At 67.0% G+C, this 18312-nt stretch carries 18 protein-coding genes and 2 pseudogenes; 13 read left to right on the forward strand and 7 right to left on the reverse strand.

What is annotated here, in order from left to right; translation table 11 throughout:
* Positions 1-37: 37 nt before the first annotated feature.
* From C513_RS0102420 to C513_RS0102450, 7 genes are read right to left on the reverse strand one after another with little or no spacing between them, the layout of a single operon-like run.
* On the reverse strand, positions 38-940 hold the full coding sequence (locus C513_RS0102420) for a TIGR01777 family oxidoreductase (protein WP_018714437.1): 903 nt from the start codon (positions 938-940) through the stop codon (positions 38-40).
* 29 nt (positions 941-969) lie between these two features.
* Positions 970-1668 carry an SDR family NAD(P)-dependent oxidoreductase gene (locus tag C513_RS0102425; protein WP_026320466.1) on the reverse strand — a complete coding sequence of 233 codons (699 nt, stop codon included), beginning with the start codon at positions 1666-1668 and terminating at the stop codon, positions 970-972.
* A 24-nt stretch (positions 1669-1692) separates the two neighbouring features.
* On the reverse strand, positions 1693-3231 hold the full coding sequence (locus C513_RS0102430) for a cryptochrome/photolyase family protein (RefSeq protein ID WP_018714439.1): 1539 nt from the start codon (positions 3229-3231) through the stop codon (positions 1693-1695).
* A complete protein-coding gene (locus tag C513_RS13825; protein WP_018714440.1) occupies positions 3228-3392 on the reverse strand; it encodes a DUF2256 domain-containing protein in 165 nt (54 codons plus the stop codon). Before C513_RS13825 ends, C513_RS0102430 begins: the two co-directional genes overlap by 4 nt.
* 3 nt (positions 3393-3395) lie before the next feature.
* Positions 3396-4943, reverse strand: coding sequence for a cryptochrome/deoxyribodipyrimidine photo-lyase family protein (locus C513_RS0102440; protein ID WP_018714441.1), 1548 nt, complete (start codon positions 4941-4943; stop codon positions 3396-3398).
* A gap of 13 nt (positions 4944-4956) precedes the next feature.
* Positions 4957-5559, reverse strand: a complete 603-nt coding sequence (locus C513_RS0102445; protein ID WP_018714442.1) for a lipocalin family protein — start codon at positions 5557-5559, stop codon at positions 4957-4959.
* Positions 5560-5577: 18 nt separating this feature from the next.
* Positions 5578-6552, reverse strand: coding sequence for a MerR family transcriptional regulator (locus C513_RS0102450; RefSeq protein ID WP_018714443.1), 975 nt, complete (start codon positions 6550-6552; stop codon positions 5578-5580).
* A 118-nt stretch (positions 6553-6670) separates the two neighbouring features.
* On the opposite strand from C513_RS0102450, the gene C513_RS0102455 reads away from it, so the two are divergent.
* From C513_RS0102455 to C513_RS13525, 13 genes and pseudogenes are all read left to right on the forward strand, one after another.
* Positions 6671-7975, forward strand: coding sequence for an NAD(P)/FAD-dependent oxidoreductase (locus tag C513_RS0102455; RefSeq protein ID WP_018714444.1), 1305 nt, complete (start codon positions 6671-6673; stop codon positions 7973-7975).
* 8 nt (positions 7976-7983) lie between these two features.
* Positions 7984-8808 (forward strand): DUF1365 domain-containing protein, encoded by an 825-nt coding sequence (locus tag C513_RS0102460; protein ID WP_018714445.1) that lies wholly within the window; start codon positions 7984-7986, stop codon positions 8806-8808.
* A gap of 2 nt (positions 8809-8810) precedes the next feature.
* On the forward strand, positions 8811-10031 hold the full coding sequence (locus C513_RS0102465; protein ID WP_018714446.1) for an SAM-dependent methyltransferase: 1221 nt from the start codon (positions 8811-8813) through the stop codon (positions 10029-10031).
* Positions 10032-10108: 77 nt separating this feature from the next.
* Positions 10109-10600 carry a hypothetical protein gene (locus C513_RS12515; RefSeq protein ID WP_018714447.1) on the forward strand — a complete coding sequence of 164 codons (492 nt, stop codon included), beginning with the start codon at positions 10109-10111 and terminating at the stop codon, positions 10598-10600.
* Positions 10597-11916 (forward strand): MFS transporter, encoded by a 1320-nt coding sequence (locus C513_RS0102475; RefSeq protein WP_018714448.1) that lies wholly within the window; start codon positions 10597-10599, stop codon positions 11914-11916. The genes C513_RS12515 and C513_RS0102475 overlap by 4 nt, the downstream gene beginning before the upstream one ends.
* The gene (locus C513_RS0102480) at positions 11913-12449 is read left to right on the forward strand and encodes a DUF3833 domain-containing protein (RefSeq protein WP_018714449.1); all 537 of its coding nucleotides are present in this window, start codon (positions 11913-11915) and stop codon (positions 12447-12449) included. The genes C513_RS0102475 and C513_RS0102480 overlap by 4 nt, the downstream gene beginning before the upstream one ends.
* Before the next feature lie 4 nt (positions 12450-12453).
* The gene (locus C513_RS0102485; RefSeq protein ID WP_018714450.1) at positions 12454-13236 is read left to right on the forward strand and encodes an SDR family NAD(P)-dependent oxidoreductase; all 783 of its coding nucleotides are present in this window, start codon (positions 12454-12456) and stop codon (positions 13234-13236) included.
* A gap of 2 nt (positions 13237-13238) precedes the next feature.
* Positions 13239-13742 carry a nuclear transport factor 2 family protein gene (locus C513_RS0102490; RefSeq protein ID WP_026320467.1) on the forward strand — a complete coding sequence of 168 codons (504 nt, stop codon included), beginning with the start codon at positions 13239-13241 and terminating at the stop codon, positions 13740-13742.
* Positions 13720-14409: a glutathione S-transferase family protein gene (locus tag C513_RS0102495; protein ID WP_018714452.1), complete on the forward strand. Its 690-nt coding sequence runs from the start codon at positions 13720-13722 to the stop codon at positions 14407-14409. Before C513_RS0102490 ends, C513_RS0102495 begins: the two co-directional genes overlap by 23 nt.
* Positions 14410-14421: 12 nt before the next feature.
* Positions 14422-15939 carry a cryptochrome/photolyase family protein gene (locus C513_RS0102500; RefSeq protein WP_018714453.1) on the forward strand — a complete coding sequence of 506 codons (1518 nt, stop codon included), beginning with the start codon at positions 14422-14424 and terminating at the stop codon, positions 15937-15939.
* A gap of 12 nt (positions 15940-15951) precedes the next feature.
* Positions 15952-16877: pseudogene (locus tag C513_RS13520) on the forward strand (LysR family transcriptional regulator).
* Between the two features lie 13 nt (positions 16878-16890).
* Entirely contained in the window at positions 16891-17118 is a 228-nt protein-coding gene (locus tag C513_RS0102510; RefSeq protein ID WP_018714456.1) for an EexN family lipoprotein, read from the forward strand.
* 70 nt (positions 17119-17188) lie between these two features.
* A pseudogene (locus tag C513_RS13525) lies at positions 17189-18197 on the forward strand (IS5 family transposase).
* Positions 18198-18312 lie beyond the last annotated feature (115 nt).

Below are 18312 nucleotides of genomic sequence, written 5' to 3' on the forward strand. Positions count from 1 at the left end.
TCTCGAAGAGCTGAAGAGTTGCCGTGCCAATGCGGCACTAACAGCTGCCCAGCAATTGCTTCAACGCCCCGGCCAATCCGGGATAGCGCCAGGCAAACCCTGTCTGCTGCGTGCGACGCGGCACCAGGCGCTGGCCGCCAAGCAGCAGCACCGACATCTCGCCCAGTGCCAGGCGCAGTGCCCAGGCGGGCACGGGCAGCACCGCCGGGCGATGCAGCGTGCGCGCCAGGGTCTGGGTGAAGTCGGCGTTGCGCACGGCCTCGGGTGCGCAGGCGTTGAAAGGGCCGCTGCAGCCGTCATGCTGCAGCAAGTGGTCGATGAGCGCCACCTGGTCGTCCAGATGGATCCAGGGCATCCACTGCTGGCCGCTGCCCAGGCGCCCGCCCAGGCCCAGCCTGAAAGGCGGCAGCAGCCGCGCCAGCATGCCCCCTTGCGGAGCCAGCACCGGCGCGGTGCGCAGCACCGCCACGCGCACGCCCCACTGGCGCGCTCGCTCGGCCTCTAGCTCCCAGGCCACGCACAGGCGGCTGCCAAAGTCGGCGTTGCCGGGCGCGCTGTCTTCGGCCAGCCATTGCTCGCCGCCGTCGCCATACCAGCCGACGGCCGAGCCCGACAGCAGCACGCGCGGCGGCGTGGCTTGCTGGCCCATCCAGTCCACCAGCGTGCGCGTCAGTGCCACGCGGCTGCGCCACAGCAGGTCGCGCCGCGCAGCGGTCCAGGGGCGGTCGGCAATCGGCGCGCCCGCCAGGTTGACCACGGCGTCCAGGGGCGCGCTGCCGTCAAGCGCTTGCAGCTGTGCGATGCCCTGCGCGCCGCTGCACAAGCGCGGCACTTGCGCCGGGTCGCGGCTCCAGACAAAAAGGTCGTGGCCCTGGCGCTGCCAGTGCTGGCACATGGCCCGCCCGATCAGACCGGTGCCGCCGGTGAGCAGAATTCGCATGGTGAGTTTCCTTCCAATCGTTGTGCGGGTTACCAAGGCAGCCGCTGGCCGTCATAGGCCCAGAAGCCCCCGCTGTCCTCGGGCTGCAAGCCATCGATCACCGCCAAGAGGTCGCGCGCAGCGTCGCGGGCAGGCCGCCAGATTTGCGCGCCGCGAAACGGGGCCGAGAGCGCCGAGTCCACGGTGCCCGGGTGCAGCGCTGCGACCACCGCCTGCGGGTGGGTGCGGGCCAGTTCGATGGCCGCCGTCTTTACCACCATGTTCAGCGCCGCCTTGGAGGCGCGGTAGCTGTACCAACCACCCAGGCGGTTGTCGCCAATGCTGCCGACTTTGGCTGAAAGCACCGCGAGCACGCTGCGCTCGCCGTGCGCCAACTGCGGGGCGAAATGCGCCAGCGCCAAGGCTGGCCCAATGGTGTTGACGGCAAAGCTAGCCGCCATGTGCTCGGCACTCAGGTCTGTCAGACGCTTTTCGGGCTTGCCCGTGGGACCTTGCAGCATGCCTGTGGCCACCAGCACCAGGTTCCATGGGCCTTGTGTAAACAATGAGTGCGCCGCCTCGGCAATGCTGGACGGGGCGTCGAAGTCCACAGCTGGCGTGGTGGAGCGCCCCAACGTGAGCATCTTTGCGCAGTATGGGTCGTCTCGCAATTGGGCGGCCAGTGCACCACCGATAGCGCCTGAGGCGCCAAGCACCAGCGCGCGGTAACCAGCGGGTAGGGATTGCATGGAGAGTCCTTTCGGGTGCTGTAGTCAGAGCGTGTCCAGCCGTTCGCGCAGATGCCCGGCTTGCGTTCGCAGCGCCGCGCGCTGCGCGTCGGACATTTTTTGCAGCTGGCGGTACACCAGCGCCAGGCGCGGGTTGCCTTGCAACGTCGGGGCGTGACGCTTAAAAAAATCCCAGTACAGGGCGTTGAAGGGGCAGGCGCACGCGCCGGTTTTTTGCTTTGGGTCGTAGGCGCAGCCCTGGCAGTAGTCGCCCATGCGCTGCAGATAGGCGGCGCTGCTCACATAGGGCTTGGTGGCAATCACGCCGCCATCGGCGCGCTGGCTCATGCCCAGGGTGTTGGGCAGCTCCACCCACTCGAAGGCGTCGATGTAGATACCCAGGTACCAGCGGTGCAGCGCCTGCGGCTCCAGCCCGGCAAGCAGCGCGAAGTTGCCGATCACCATCAGCCGCTGGATGTGGTGCGCGTGCGCCGTTTGCAGCGACTGCGTGATGGCAAGGTGCAGGCAGCGCATGTGCGTCTCGCCGTTCCAGAACCAGCGCGGCAGCGGGGCGTGATGACCGAGGGCGTTGCGCGTCTCGTAGCCGGGCATGTTGGCCCAGTAGATGCCGCGCACGTATTCGCGCCAGCCCACGATCTGGCGCACAAATCCTTCTACGGCAGCCAGCGGCGCCTGGCCCCCGCGCCAGGCGGCTTTGGCGCGCTGCACCACTTCCAGCGGGTGCAGCATCTTCACATTGAGCGCAAACGACAGCAGCGAATGGAACAGGCGCGGCGCCTGGGCGGCCAGTGCATCCTCATAGTCGCCAAAATGCGGCAGCGCTGTGGTGATGAAGGCATCCAGGCAGGCCAGCGCTTCTGTGCGGTTCAGCGGCCAGCGCAGGGCGGCGGCTTGCGGGTCGCCAAAGCTTTGCACCCCGGCGCGCTGCACCATGCGCCACAAGTCGCTGTGGTCATGCTGGGGGCGCCAGTCGGCGGGCACGGGCGGGGTGCCGGGCCAGCGTTTGCGGTTGTCGTGGTCAAAATTCCATTGCCCGCCTTCGGGGGCGCCGTCGGCGTCCAACAACAGCTTGTAGCGGCGGCGCATGTGGCGGTAGAAATGCTCCATCAGCCACTGCTTGCGCTGGCCCATCAGTGCGGCAAGCTCGCCGCGTTGGGTCAAAAAATGCTCGCTGTCCATCACCGCCCAATCCAACGGCTGGGCGGCGCCCCAGGCCTGCAGTTGGGCGTCCAGCCGCCATTCGTCGGGCTGCTGCCACTCGATGCGCTGGGCGGCGTAGTGCGCGGCCAGTGCTGCCAGGTTGCCGGGGATGGACTGGCGGTTGCCGGGGTCGTCCAATGCGACGTAGCGCACGCGGTGGCCGCCAGCGCGCAAGTAGCGCGCAAAGTCGCGCATGGCGGCGAAGATGGCGAGGATTTTCTGCGCGTGGTGCAGTACGTAGTCGGTCTCCTGGCGCACCTCCATCAGCACATACACCACTTGCTCGTCCACCTGGGAAAACCAGCTGTGGCCTGGGTGCAGTTGGTCGCCCAGCACCAAGCGCAGGGTGTGGGCGGCCGTCATTCCTGCAACCCCGATGGCGGATGCGGGGCCTTGCGCTGGCGGCGACAGCGCTCGGAGCAGAACTTCACCTCGTCCCACACCTTGGCCCATTTTTTGCGCCATGCAAAGGGGCGCCCGCAGCACAGGCAGTGCTTTTGCGGCAGAAGCGGCTTGCGGTGCATGGCTCAAAAATCCAGGCTTTGCTGGGGGGAGGTGAACGGCAGCTGGCGGCGGCCGGCGGTGTGGCGCACCAGGCGCGAGCCGTGTTTTTCCACGATCGCTGCTTTGGCCGCACGTATCGGTTCCTGGTTGCGCAAGGCGTGTAAGCGCGCCTTGGCGGCCTTGGTGGCGCTGGCCAGATCGACCAATGGCGTCGCAATGTCCTGCCCAACGCGCACGCCACAGCGCGCTTGCACCTCGGGCGGCATGCGCCAGGGCTCGAACAGCCAGGCATCGGGCACGCGCCGCAGCGCGGGCAGCCAGCGGCGCACGAACACACCATGGGGGTCGTGATCCTGCGCCTGCTTGATGGGGTTGTAGACGCGCGTGGTGTTGATGCCGGTGGTGCCGGCCTGCATCTGCATCTGGCTCCAGTGAATGCCGGGCTCGTAGTCCAGAAACTGCCGCGCCAGCCACAGCCCCACGGCGCGCCAATGCAGCCACAGCGGGTAGGCAGCCACCGACACCAGCATGGCGCGCATGCGAAAGTTGACCCAGCCGGTCTCGCGCAGCATGGCCACGCAGGCGTCCACCATGGGCCAGCCAGTGCGGCCCGCCTGCAGGGCGTCGAAGTGGGCGGGGTTCCAGTCCTCTTCACGCAGGCCGTCGTAGCCACGGTGCAGGTTGCGCCACTCCAGCTCGGGCTCGGATTCAAGCTTCTGAATGAAGTGGCAGTGCCAGTGCATCCGGCTCATGAAGGCCGCCAAGCACTGGCGCACATGCGCAGCTTGCTGTGCGTCCTGCAACTTGAGCTGCACTTGCCGTTGCTGCGTGGCCTGCACCACTTCGCGCATGCCCAGGCAGCCCAGCGCCAGATAGGGCGACAGGCGCGAGCAAGCCGTGGGCGCCGTCAGCGGCGACGAGATGCCGCCGCGGTAAAAGGCTGCGCGTGCGTGCAGGAAGTCGTTCAGCACCTGCTGGCCCGACGCGCGCCCGCCGCGCTGGCGCTGGGGCGGGTCGTGGGCGTCAGACAGCCCCATGGTCTCCGGCGCGGGCCAGGTGTCGCGCCACGTTAAAGAAATGGATTGCAGGCTGGCCGGCAGCGGCGGCGGCAGGCAGAGTGCCTGCATATGCGCCTGCCACAGGCCGTGCCACTGCTCACGCGAGGGCAGGCGCCGCACCACCCCGTGCTGCGGCCATTCCTGCCAGGCCACGCCCAGCCGGCGGCACCAGCGGGCCACGGCCAGGTCGCGGGCGTAAGTGGCGCCGTTGCCGGTTTCCTCGTGCGATACCAGGCGGGCAAAGGGCTGCTGGGCGTGCAGCCGGGCCAGCACCTCGGGCACTTCGCCCACGGCCAGTTGCAGCCGCGCGCCGCAACTGCGCAACTGCTGCGCCAGGTCGCGCAGGCTCTCGCGCAGAAACTGGTAGTGCTGCAGCGCACTGTCTGGCTGCGTCCACAGGCTGGGCTCTAGCACGTACAGGCACAGCACCGGGCCATGCGCGGCGGCATGTGCCAGCGGGGCATGGTCGTGTACCCGCAAGTCGCGCTTGAACCAGACGACGGTGTAGCCCATGACTCACATCCTCTCAATGCGCCGGATCCTGGCGCTCGTGCGGTACCCAGATCAGCGACGAGGTATCGACGCCCAGCGCCTGCGCCCGCGCCACGATGGCGTCGCGCTGCGCGGCGGGCAGCTGCTTGTCGCGCGCCAGAATCCAGCAGTAGTTGGTGTCCGGCCCCAGCACCAACGCCCAGCGGTAGTCCGGGTCCAGCGCGGCGACGTGGTAGCCGCCGTAGAACGGCCCGAAGAAGGATACCTTGAGGGAGCCCGTGGTGGGCGCGCCGGTGAACAAGGCCTTGCCCACGGCCTCGCGCCACTGGCTGGTGGCGGGCGCATAGCCGCGGTTGACCACGAGCACGCTGCCGTCAGCCTGCGCGGTGTAGGTGGCAGTGACATCGGTCATACCGCGCTCGAACGCGTGATCGAGCCGCGCCAGTTCGTACCAGCGGCCCGCGTAGCGCTGCACGTCAAAAGGGGTGACGGCCGTGACGCCGGGCGGCGGGCGCGTGCTGGCGCAGCCGGCCAGCAGCAGGCCAGTGCCGACAACCAGCAGGGCCAGCAGCCCGAGGCGTTGGCGGCGCGACAGGGGGGTGCGTGCGCTGGCTAACGTGCGTGCAATGAACTGCATGGCCAATCCTTCCTTCGGTCAATGGGCGTGGCGCCACTGCGCCACCAAGGGCTGCAAGCCCGAAAGATGCTGTACGGCGCTGATGCCGGGCAGCGGCCATTGGTGTAGGGCGGTACACGCGCCGCCCACCCACAGTGCGGTGGTGGCCGGCAGTTGGGCGCGCAGCTCGCGCAGGCTGGTCTGCACCACGGCCGCCTTGTGCAGGTTGCTGAAGCTCAGCGCCACCACATCGGCGCGATGCGCCAGCGCCGCCTGGGCGATGTCGGTCAACGGGGTCTGCGTGCCCAGCGACACACAGGTGCAGCCCTCCAGCGCCAACAGCGCCTCGACCATCAGCAGTCCCAGGCTGTGCTGCTCTTGCGGCACGGTGGTGAGCAGCACCTTGGGGCCTTGTGGCACGGGCTGCGGGGTCAGCGAGGCGATCGCATGGCGCAACACGCCGGTGATGACCTCGGTGTACAGATGTTCTTCAAAGACTTCAAAACGCCCCTGCGCCCAGGCTTCGCCCACCGCCGTCGTCAGCGGCGCCACCAGATCGGTCACGAAGGGGGCCAGCCCCATGCGCAACTGGGCATGGCTAAGGCTGTGGCGCAGGGCGCGCGGGTCGTGCGTGCCAATGGCGTGAAGCAGCGCCTCAATCAGGGGATCAGCGCCTGCATCGTCCATGATTGTCTTGGACAAAATGACAGCCGATACCGGGGCGTGCTGCGTCAACAGGTCTTGCAAAGCAGCCTGACCCAGGCCGACCACCTTGCCAGGGCGCAAGCCGGAATCGAGCAGCCGGCTGATCAGCTTGAGCTGCTGCACCTGCTCCAGGCTGTACAGCCTGTCGCCCGAGGAATCACGCGACGGCGTGGGAAACCGATAGCGCCGCTCCCACACGCGCAGCGTGTCCTTGCCCAGGCCGGTCTCGCGTTCGACAGCGGCAATCGGCAGCCCGGCATTGCCGGGCGCGGGCGGTGTCGTGACGGTCGGAAGGGTCAGTGAATTCATGGCGATTGGGGCTGGTTCGTTTAATTGTCTAGGACAAAAATGTTTTTGTCTAGTACATTACGCCACAGGAGCAGCGCAACCGTGCTGCACGGGCAAGCATCACGGATCGGAAAAGTCCATGAAAGTCGCAGTCATTGGATCGGGCATTTCGGGCCTGGCGGCCGCACACCGGCTGCGCGGGCAGGCTCGGGTCACGCTGTTCGAGGCGGGTCGCTACTTCGGCGGCCACACCCACACCGTGGATGTGTCCTTGCCCGATGCGCATGGCCAAACCGTGACGCACGGGGTGGACACCGGCTTTCTGGTGTTCAACGAGCGCACCTACCCCGGCTTGATCGCGCTGCTGGACGAGTTGCAGGTGCCCACGGCCGCGTCGGACATGTCGTTTTCCGTCCAGGTGCCGGGCGCGGGCGCGTTGGGCGCCGGGGCGCTGGAGTGGAGCGGCTCCAGCCTGGCCACCGTTTTTGCCCAGCGGCGCAACCTGCTGCGCCCGCGCTTTTTGGGGATGCTGTCGGAGCTGCTGCGCTTCAACCGCCTGTGCACCGCGCTGGCCGACAGTGGCCAGGAGCAGGCGCTGGCCCAGCCGCTGGGTGAGTTTTTGGACCAGCACGGCTTTGGCGCGGCGTTTCGCCACTGGTATTTCCTGCCCATGCTGGGCTGTATCTGGAGCTGCCCGACCGATCAGATGCTGCGCTTTCCCGTGGCCACCATGGTGCGCTTTTGCCACAACCACGGCCTCATCCAGGTGCAGAACCGGCCGCAGTGGCACACCGTGGCGGGCGGGGCGCGGCAGTATGTGCATGCCATCCTGGACGGCCTGGATGCGCGGCTGCAAACCCCTGTAGAGGGCATCGAGCGCAATGCCGCTGGTGTATTCATCCGCACTGGCAGCGGCCTGGAGCACTTCGATGCCGTGGTGCTGGCCGTACACAGCGACCAGGCCTTGCGCCTGCTGGCGCGGCCCAGCGCCGCCGAGCAGCAGGTGTTGGGCGCCATCCGCTACCAGCCCAACCGCGCCGTACTGCACACCGACACCCGCGTGATGCCAGGGCGCCGCGCCGCCTGGGCGGCATGGAACTACGAGCGCGCAGCCAACGGCACGCAGGAGTCTGCCCGCGTCTGCCTGCATTACTGGCTCAACCGCCTGCAGCCGCTGCCGTTTGCGCAGCCGGTGCTGGTGTCGCTCAACCCCGTGCGCGGCATCGACCCGGCGCGGGTGCTGGGCGCGTTCGACTACGACCACCCGGTGTTCGACCTGGGGGCGCTGGCCGCGCAAAAGCAGCTGCCGCTGCTGCAAGGCGCGCAGCACACCTGGTTTGCGGGCGCATGGACCGGCTATGGCTTTCATGAGGATGGCCTGCAGTCGGGCTACCGCGCCGCCGATGCGCTGCTGGCGCAACTGCGCCGGCGGGAGGCGGCGTGACCCCGGCAATGCACCTGGCCGCCCCGGCGGGCAACGTGCCGCACATCGGCTTTGGCCATGTGTGGCACACCCGGCTGCGCCCGCGCCGCCACCGCTTCATCGTGCCCACCTTCTTTCTGCTGCTGCCCATGCGCACGCTGCGCGGGCGGCCCGAGACAGCGGGCGTGCTGGCGCTCAACCGCGCGGGTGCGCTGTCGTTTCGCGACGCCGACCATGGCGGCGGCAAAAACCCGCGCCAGGGCGGCGCGCTGGCCTGGCTGGAGACGCTGCTTCAGGCCGAGGGCATCACCGATGCGCAGGGTGAAATCTGGCTGCAGTGCTACCCGCGCGTGCTGGGCTACAGCTTCAAGCCGGTGAGCTTTTGGTACTGCCACCGCCAGGACGGCAGCCTGCGCGCCATCGTGGCCGAGGTGAACAACACCTTTGGCGAGCGCCACGCCTACCTGCTCGACCACCCGCACTACGGCCAGGAGCTGCGGGCGCGCAAGGCCTTCCACGTCTCACCGTTTTGCGCCATCGATGGCGGCTACCGCTTTGAGTTTCGCCGGAGTGGGGCCGACGGCCTGCAATCGGCGCGCGTGCGCATCGACTACCACGACGCCGAGGGCCCCGTGCTGCTCACCGGCATGGCCGGGCGGCTGGAGCCGCTCACCGCCGCCAGCCGCCGCCGCGCGCTGTGGCGCTACCCCCTGCTGACGCTGGGCGTGATGGCCCGCATTCTCTGGAACGCCTTGCTGCTGTGGCTCAAGCAGGTGCCGTTCCACACCAAGCCCCAGGCGCCGGCGATGCCTGTGTCCCGTTCATCTTCCCGCTCATCTTCATCCGACCACTGACCATGAACACGACCACCACCGCGTTTCAACTCCCACTGCCAGACGGCCTGCCGGCCCCTGCGCGCCACGGCCTGCGCCTGCTGCAGCGCCTGCAGCACGGCACGCTGCACCTGGAGCTGCCCGACGGCAGCACCCTGCAGCTGGGCCAGGGCAAGCAGCCGCACGCCAGCCTGCGCCTGCACGATTGGCGGGTGTTTGGCGCGGTGCTGCGCTCGGGCGACATCGGCCTGGCCGAGGGTTATATCGATCAGCACTGGAGCACGCCGCACCTGGGTGACTTGCTGCGCCTGCTGATGGCCAACCGCGAGGCACTGGAGTCGCTGGTGTACGGCGCCTGGTGGGGGCGGCTGGCCTACCGGCTGCGCCATCTGCTCCACCGCAACACGCGCACCGGCAGCCGGCGCAACATCCAGGCCCACTACGACCTGGGCAACGCCTTCTACCAGTTGTGGCTGGACCCGAGCATGAATTACTCGTCCGCCTGGTTCCAGGGCGATCTGGCGGGCGACTTGACCGCCGCGCAGCATGCCAAGGTGCGCCGCGCGCTGCACAGCGCCGGCGTGCAAGCGGGTAGCCGGGTGCTGGAGATTGGGTGCGGCTGGGGCGCGCTGGCCGAGATGGCGGCGGGCGAGTTTCAAGCCCGGGTGACCGGCGTGACGCTCTCCAACGAGCAACTGGCGTTTGGCCAGCAGCGCTTGCAGCGCGCCGGGCTGGCGGCCCGGGCCGAGCTGCGCCTGCAGGACTACCGCGACATCCAGGACGCGCCGTTCGACGCCATCTGCTCCATCGAAATGGTCGAAGCCGTGGGCCAGGCCTACTGGCCCAGCTACTTTGGCACCGTGGCGCGCTTGCTCAAACCGGGCGGGCGCGCCTGCGTGCAAAGCATCGTCATCGACGACGCGCTGTTCGAGCGCTATGTGCAGGGTACGGACTTCATCCAGCAGTACGTCTTCCCCGGCGGCTGCCTGCCCAGCCCGGCGCGCTTTCGCGCGGCGGCGCAGCAGGCCGGTCTGCGCGTGGTGGAGGAGCTGGCCTTTGGCGCCGACTACGCCGAGACCTTGCGCCGCTGGCGCCGCCAGTTCACCCAGCAGCATGCCCAGGTGCTGGCGCAGGGTTTTGATGCGAAGTTCTTGCGCACCTGGGAGTTTTACCTCGCGTACTGCGAAGCCGCCTTCGACAGCGGCAGCATCGATGTGGTGCAGTACACCTTGGTGAAAAATTAAAAAATGATAGCTGCCAGCGCTTGATACATATGCCTTACCGCCTGATTTCACCATTGATTTACCTGGCAAGAGTCCGCGTGCTGGCCGCAGCGGTGGCCATGGGGGTGGCTGTTGCCAGCGCGGGCCCTGGCGTATCGGCAGCGGACGCATCGGCGCCGCCCGCCTTCATACACCAGGCGCTGCCCGAGGCAACGCTGTGGGGCCAGGGGCAGATGCGATTTTTCGGGCTGGGCATCTACGACGCGCGCCTGTGGGCCGGCCCGCAGTTTGAAGCGGTCGACTTTGGCGCCTACGCCCTGGCCCTGGAGCTGACCTACCACCGCGCCTTTACCGGCGCCGCCATTGCCCAGCGCTCCATCGAGGAGATCGAGCGCCAGGGAGATCTGGCGCCAGCGCAGGCCCAGCGCTGGCAAAGGGCGCTGGCCGCCGTACTGCCCGACGTGCAGCCGGGCGAGCGCCTCACGGGCCTGTACCAGCCTGGCCTGGGAATGCGCCTGTGGCGCGGCCAGCAGGCCCTGGGTGCGATTGACGACGCCGAGCTGGCGCGCAAGCCAGGAGCCGGGCCATGACCCACACCGTGCCATGGGATGCTTCGCAGGTGCTGCCCTGGCGCGCCGGGCTGGCCTACGGGCTGCTGGGTCTGCCGCTGGCCTTTGCCGCGCTGCCGCTTTACGTGGTGCTGCCGCACTACTACGCCAGCAACCTTGGCCTGCCGCTGGCCAGTGTGGGGGCGCTGCTGCTGCTGGTGCGGCTGATGGATGCCGGGGCCGAGCCGCTGTTGGGGCGCGTGAGCGACCGGTTGTACCGCCGCACCGCGCACACCGTGCTGTGGGTGGTTGGCGCATCGGCGCTGCTCTTGGGCGGCGGCATGGCGGGGCTGTTTTTTCCGCCGGTGCAGGGGCCGGGGGCACTGGCGGCGTGGACGGTGGCGGGCCTCTTGTTCACCTGCCTGGCGCACAGTCTGCTGGTCATCGCCCACCAGGCTTGGGGGGTGCGCCTGGGGGGTGACACCGTGCAGCGCAGCCGCATCGTGGCCTGGCGCGAGGGGCCGGGCCTGATCGGCGTGGTCACGGCCAGCGCGCTCTCGGTGGCCTGGGGCGCGGGCACCATGCTGGGAGTGTTCGCACTGGCATTGCTGGCCGGTTGGCTGGCGCTGTGGCAGGCGCCGCGTCCGCCGTTTTCAGCCGCGCCGAAGGACGGGCATGAGGGACGGGAGCCGCGCTATCGCCTACTTTGGCAGCCGCTGACCCAGGCGCCCTTCCGCCGTCTGCTGGCGGTGTTTCTATGCAATGGCATCGCCAGCGCCATACCAGCCGCGCTGATGTTGTTCTTCGCCCAGGATCGGCTGCAGGCTACGTCGCCGCAGATTGCGCTGTTCCTGGTGCTGTATTTCGTCAGCGGTGCGCTGTCCATGCCCGGTTGGCTGCGGGTGGTGCGCCGCTTCGGGCTGGAGCGGGCTTGGCTGGCCGGCATGTTGCTGGCGGTGGCCTGCTTTGGCTGGGCGGCCGCGCTGCAGGGCGGGCAGGTGGCGGCATTTGCCGTGATCTGCGTGCTGTCGGGCGCGGCGCTGGGCGCCGACCTGGCCGTGCCCGGCGCACTGCTGGCCTTGCTGATCGAGCGCAGCGGCGCACAGGGAACCAATGACGGTGCCTACCTGGGCTGGTGGAACCTGGCCACCAAGCTCAACCTGGCGCTGGCCGCCGGGGCCACGCTGCCGCTGCTGCAATGGCTGGGCTACCTGCCGGGCAGCCAGGATCCGCTGGCACTGCAACGCCTGGCATGGATTTATGCGCTGCTGCCGTGCGCGCTCAAACTGATGGCGGCCTGGTTGCTGCATCGCCTGTTGATCACCTCTCGAAACCCACCCCAAGGAGTGACACCATGAACACACGCCGCCATGTCTTGCTTGCCCTGCTCGCGGGCTCGGCTGTGCTGGCCGGCTGCGCCAGCCCCCAGGTGAGCGACTACGCCCAACAGCGCCCCAAGCTGGAGCTGGATCGATATTTCAATGGCCGCATCCGCGCCCACGGCATCTTTCAAAAGCGCGGCGGCGAGGTGGTGCGCCGCTTCACCGTGGTCATGGACTGCCACTGGGAGGGCAACCAGGGCGTGCTGGACGAGGCCTTCAGCTATTCCGACGGCAGCACCCAGCGCCGCGTCTGGCGCCTGACCAAGCACGCCGATGGCCGCTACACCGGCCGTGCCGACGACGTGGTGGGCGAGGCCGAGGGGCAGGAATCAGGCAACGCCTTCCGCTGGAACTACACGCTGCGCCTGCCGGTGGACGGCAAGGAGTACGACGTGCAGTTTGACGACTGGATGTTCCTGGTCGATGAGCGGGTGATGCTCAACCGCGCCAGCATGAGCAAGTTTGGCATCACGCTGGGCGAGGTGCTGCTGTCTTTCACCAAGGACTAACGCCGTGCCCCTCAACCCCCCCATCACCGACTGGCGCGGCCACCGCGTGTGGCTGGTCGGTGCGTCCAGCGGCATCGGGCGCGCGGTCGCGTCGCTGCTGCACGCACGTGGCGCGCAGGTGAGCGTGTCGGCGCGTCAGCAGGCCTTGCTCGATGCCTTCGTGCGCGAGCACCCCGGCAGCCAGGCGCTGGCGTTGGATGTTACCGACGCGCAGGCCGTCGCCAGCGCGGCGCAGCGGCTGTTGGCGGGCGGCCCGCTGGACTTGGTCTGCTACTGCGCCGGCCACTACCGCCCCATGTCGGCTGGCGCGCTGGACTTGCCCGAGCTGCTGCAGCACCAGAGCGTCAATGTCACGGGCGCGCTGCAGGTGCTGGCCGCCGTGGTGCCCGCGTTGCTCCAGGCCGCCGGCGCTGGGCGCGCGCCGCACCTGAGCCTGGTGGCCAGCGTGGCCGGTTGGCGCGCCTTGCCACAAAGCCTGGCCTACGGGCCCACCAAGGCGGCGCTGATCAATCTGGCGGAAAACCTGTTTCTTGATCTGCGTCCACAGGGCGTGGGCGTGAGCCTGATCAACCCCGGTTTCGTCGATACGCCGCTGACGGCGCAAAACCAGTTTTCCATGCCGGCACTGCTCACGCCCGAGCAGGCAGCACAGGCCATCGTGCGCGGCTGGGAGCGGGGGCAGTTCGAGGTGCACTTTCCCAAGCGCTTCACGGGTGTGCTCAAGCTCATGCGCTGCATGCCGTACCGCTGGTATTTCCCCTTGGTGCACCGATTCACAGGGCTTTGAACATGCAGACATCCCTACCGCTTGCTGGCAACGACACGCAGACCGCCACCCAGAAGCTGATTGCGCTGTACGAACAGCTCTCGCCCGCGCACCTGGCCACGCTGGATGCCTATTACGCACCCGACGCGCACTTCAAAGATCCCTTCAACGACGTGCGCGGCGTGCCCGCCATCGCGCAGATTTTTGCCCACATGTTCGCCACGCTGGATCAGCCACGCTTCACCGTCAACCAGCACATCGCGCAGGGCGACCAGGCCTTTCTGGGCTGGGAGTTCCGCTTTCGCATGCGCCGCTGGCGGCCGAATGTGGAGCAATGCATCCACGGCGCCACCCTGGTGCGCTTTGACGCCCAGGGCCGCGTGACGCTGCACCGCGACTACTGGGATACCGCCCAGGAGCTGTACGAGAAACTGCCCGTGCTGGGCGGCCTGATGCGCTGGCTGCGTCGATCCGCCTCGGCGACTTCAACCACCAAGGTGTCCCATGCTCACCGTCCATCACCTTGAAACGTCGCGCTCGCAGCGCATCCTCTGGCTGCTTGAAGAGCTGGCCGTTCCCTATGACATCCGCCTCTACCGGCGCGACACGGTGAGCCGACTGGCACCTGCGGCGCTCAAGCAAATCCACCCCCTGGGCAAGTCGCCCGTGGTGACCGATGGCGATACCGTGGTGGCCGAATCGGGCGCCATCATCGAATACTTGGTGGAACGCTTTGGCGCCCAGGCACGGAACGAACTGGCCCAGCTGGAGCCGGCGCGGGGGACACCCGAATATCGCCAGTGCCGCTTCTGGATGCACTACGCGGAAGGCTCGTTGATGAACTGGCTGGTCATGAAGCTGGTTTTCGACACCATTCCGCGCCAGCCCATGCCGTTTTTTGTGCGCCCGATCGCACGCGCCCTATGCAGCAAAGTGCAGCAAAAACTCATTCACCCCAACGTTCAAACCGCGCTGGTGTTCATCGATGGGCATTTGGGCAAGAACCGCTGGTTTGCCGGCGAGCACCTGAGCATGGCCGATTTTCAGATGAGCTTTGCCGTTGAGGCCGCCCTCGCGCGGGGCGGCGACGAGTCCCAGTGGCCGCACCTCGTTGCCTACCGCCAGCGCATGCAGGAACGGCCGGCTTACCAGCGAGCGCTGGACAAGGGCGGGCCGGTGTTGATGCAAGACTGAAGCCCAACCAAGATGACAGCCCCAGCCCACACCGATCAACAACAGCTGCCTGCCAGGGCAACAAGCGCCCTGGTCTGGCTGCGCCGCGACCTGCGCTGCGGCGACCATGCCGCGCTGTACCACGCGCTGCGCCGGTATCCGAGGGTGTATTGCGCCTTCGTGTTCGATACCGACATCCTGGACGCGCTGCCCAATCACGGGAATCAGCGCCAGGATCGCCGTGTGGAATTCATCCACGCCAGCGTGCTGGAGCTGCACGACGGCCTGCAGCGGCTGGCCGCGCAAAGCGGCGCGCCCGGCGGCGGGTTGATCGTGCGCCATGGCCCCGCGCTGCCATGCATCGTGCAGCTGGCGCAAGAGCTGGGAGTGCAGGAGGTGCTGGTCAATCGCGACTACGAGCCCCAGGCCGTTGCCCGGGACCAGCACGTGGCCCAGGCCTTGCATGCGCTGGGCATTGCCTTCAGCGACTACAAGGATCAGGTGCTGCTCGACCGGGACGAGGTGCTGACCCAGCAGGGCCGGCCCTACAGCGTGTTCACGCCCTACAAGCGCGCCTGGCTGCAAAGTCTTGACGATTTCCAGCTCACACCCTACCCCGTCGATCGCTACGCCCAGCACCTGGCGCCGCTGCCCGCCGGTGAACGCCTGCCCACGCTGTCAGAGCTGGGCTTTGGCCCCACCAATTTGCACGAGCTACCCCTGCCCACGGGCATGAGCGGCGCACAGCGGCTGCTGCGAGACTTTGTGCCGCGCATGGCGGCGTACCAGGAGGCGCGTGACTACCCTGGGCGCAAGGGCGTGTCCTACCTGTCGGTGCACCTGCGCTTTGGCACCGTGTCCATCCGCCAGCTGGCGCGGCTGGCGGCAAAACAGGCTGTCCAGGGCTGCGAGGGCGCACAGACCTGGCTATCCGAACTGGCCTGGCGCGACTTCTACTTCATGATTCTGTGGCACCACCCGCAGGTCGTCACGCAGTCGTTCAAGCCCGAGTACGACCGCGTGCAGTGGGACGAAGCGCCCGCGCTGTGGCAGGCCTGGCGCGAGGCGCGCACCGGCTACCCGCTGGTCGACGCCGCCATGCGCCAGTTGCTGCAAACCGGCTATATGCACAACCGCCTGCGCATGGTGGTGGCGAGCTTTCTGACCAAGGATTTGGGCATCGACTGGCGCCGCGGCGAGCGCTTTTTTGCCCAGCACCTGAACGACTACGACCTGGCGGCGAACAACGGCGGCTGGCAGTGGGCAGCGTCCACCGGGTGCGACGCCCAGCCTTACTTTCGCATCTTCAACCCCATCACGCAGTCGCAGCGCTTCGACCCCGACGGGGGTTTCATTCGCCGCTACCTGCCCGAGCTGGCGCGCGTCCCCGATGCGCACATCCACTTTCCCGCAGCCATGAAACCCGCCACTCTGGCCGCCTGCGGCCTGCGCCTGGGCGTGGACTACCCGCTGCCCGTGGTGGACCACGCGCGAGCGCGCCAGCGCACGCTGATGCGTTTTTCGATTCTTTCAGAAAGCGAAATTTCATGAAGGCGCGTAATTATGGAATTACGTCACCTTCGTTACTTTTTGGCGGTTGCTGAGGAGCTCCACTTCGCCCGTGCTGCAGAACGGTTGCATATTGATCAGTCGCCCCTGTCCCGCGCCGTCAAGGAGCTGGAAGAGGAACTAGGAGCACGCCTGTTTGTTCGCACCACCCGCAGCACTCAACTGACCCGTGCGGGGCGACTTTTCCTGGAACACGTTCCACGCGTCTTTGCCTCCATAAAGCAGGCACGCGATAGCGTCAGATCGGCCGCCAATGGTTTTCACGGCCAGTTGCGCATCGCTTGTCGGACGGTATCACGCCATCGCGACTACCGGCGCTGCTAGCGCAATGCCGCGAGGAAGATCCCGAGGTTAAGGTCCGACTGTGCGAGGTGCCACTGGCCCAGCAGATTAGAGGTTTGCAGGATGATGATTTGTACGACGCCGGATTCTCGATGGCCGAACACGCGGGCGATGGCATCGTGGTTACGCCTGCGTGGGAGGACGAACTGATGGTGGCAGTGCCAGCCCGCCATCCGCTGCTTGCTTTCAAGAAAGTGCCGCTGGAGGAAGTGCTGCGCTATCCGCTTACACTGGGCGACCCGGCAGTCTGCGAGGGTCACGCACGCCAGGTTGATCGCTTTCTACGCAAGCTCGATCAGGAGCCGCTGATCGCGCAGCGCGTGGCGACCTTCGACGTGATAATGACTCTGGTTTCCGCTGGTCTGGCCTTGGGACTGGCGGGCGAGGCGCATATCGCTTCCAGCCGCTAGCCAGGTGTCGTGGCTCGACGCCTGGCGGGCACGCCCCCCATGCTCACGACCTATCTGCTGCGCAGCCATGCGGAGCCTTCCGAGGTGCTGGCTCGGTTCATCGAACGAGTAGCCTTCATTGATTCGGCGGATAGCCTCGACGTCGAGGACTCCTACCCCATCCAATGAAAGGACTGGAACCATGAACAAAGTGATGTTGCTGATGTTGGCCGCCACCTTGACTGCATGCGGCCCCTCTCATCCCTCGGAAACCGTGGACGCGCTCGTCGCCAATCCCGAGCGCATCAAGGAGATTCAACGGCAATGCAAGGAAGATCGTGTGAAGGTCGGCGATGAACTTTCCCGCCGTGCGGCCGAAGCCGCCAATCGTCGCTTCTTCGGTGATCGACCTGAGCAGAAATCCAAATAGCAAGACCGTTGCATAACCCCCTCAGAAGCCCACCTAGCTGTGTTCCAATGTCGTCAGGAGGATGATCGCGATGGAAAGTTTCTTCTTGATGGGTGCCAGACCGCTGGTGCAAGATAGCCCCAGCATGAAGCTGCACGATCTGCTGGATTGGCACTCCATCGCCGGTCACCTCAAGGGTCTGTACAAGCGAGAGAAGTCGGGTGCTGGCGGCCCTGAACCCTATAACTGTCTGGGCATGTTCAAGCTCATGCTGCTGGGCCAATGGGCACGGCCTGTCCGATGCCCAGCTGGAACAGGCCTTGCGCGTGCGCCTGGACTTCATGGTCTTTACCGGCTTTGAGCCTTCTGCCGGAGAACTGCCCGACGCCAGTACCATCTGCCGATTCCGTAATCGGCTGGTAGCAGCCGGGCTGGATCAGAAGCTGCTCTCGCTCATCAACGGTCAGCTCGAACATCTGGGCCTGAAGGTGCAAGGCGTACGCGGGGCCATCATGGACGCCACCATTATCCCCAGTGCTGCCAGACCGAACCGCCATCTGGAAGAAGGTGAGCCGCTGCGGGTGGTGGACAGTCCGGATGCGGGGGCACGCTGGGTCAAGAAGGGCAAGGATGCCTTCTTTGGCTATCGCGGACACACGGCGGCAGACAGTGAAGATGGCTATGTGGAGCACGTGCATGTGCGCCCGGCCAATGAGGCGGAGATCAGGCAGCTGCCGCAGATCGTGGAGGCGCTGGCACCAGGCGTGGTGGCGGTGCTGGCGGACAAGGGCTATGCCAGTGCGGCCAATCGTCGTTTCCTGCAGGAGCGTGGCATTGGCGACTTGATCCAGTACAAGGGCAGCCGAGGTCATCCCCTGCACCCGCTGTACAGCCAGTTCAACAAGAAGATCGGCACGATCCGCTTCAAGGTGGAGCAGGCCTTCGGGACGATGAAGCGGCGGTTCAACCTGGCGCGGGCGCGGTATTTTGGCGCAGCGAAAGTGCAGGCGCAGATGTGTTGGGCGGCGCTGGGGATGAACTTGCTGAAGGCGCATCGCAAGTTGAAAGCGATGGAGCTTGCAGGGGTAGGTGCGCCCTGAAAGGGGTAATGGGGCCGCAAAAGCGGCTCTTCGCCATGTTTGAGCCGGGCAAATTGGCCGAATTGGCGGAATTTTCATCGCTCATGCTCGAAACTGGCGTATTCGAGGGAGGTTA

The organism is Allobrachymonas chironomi DSM 19884 (assembly GCF_000374625.1).
In the GTDB taxonomy this organism is placed as follows: domain Bacteria; phylum Pseudomonadota; class Gammaproteobacteria; order Burkholderiales; family Burkholderiaceae_C; genus Brachymonas; species Brachymonas chironomi.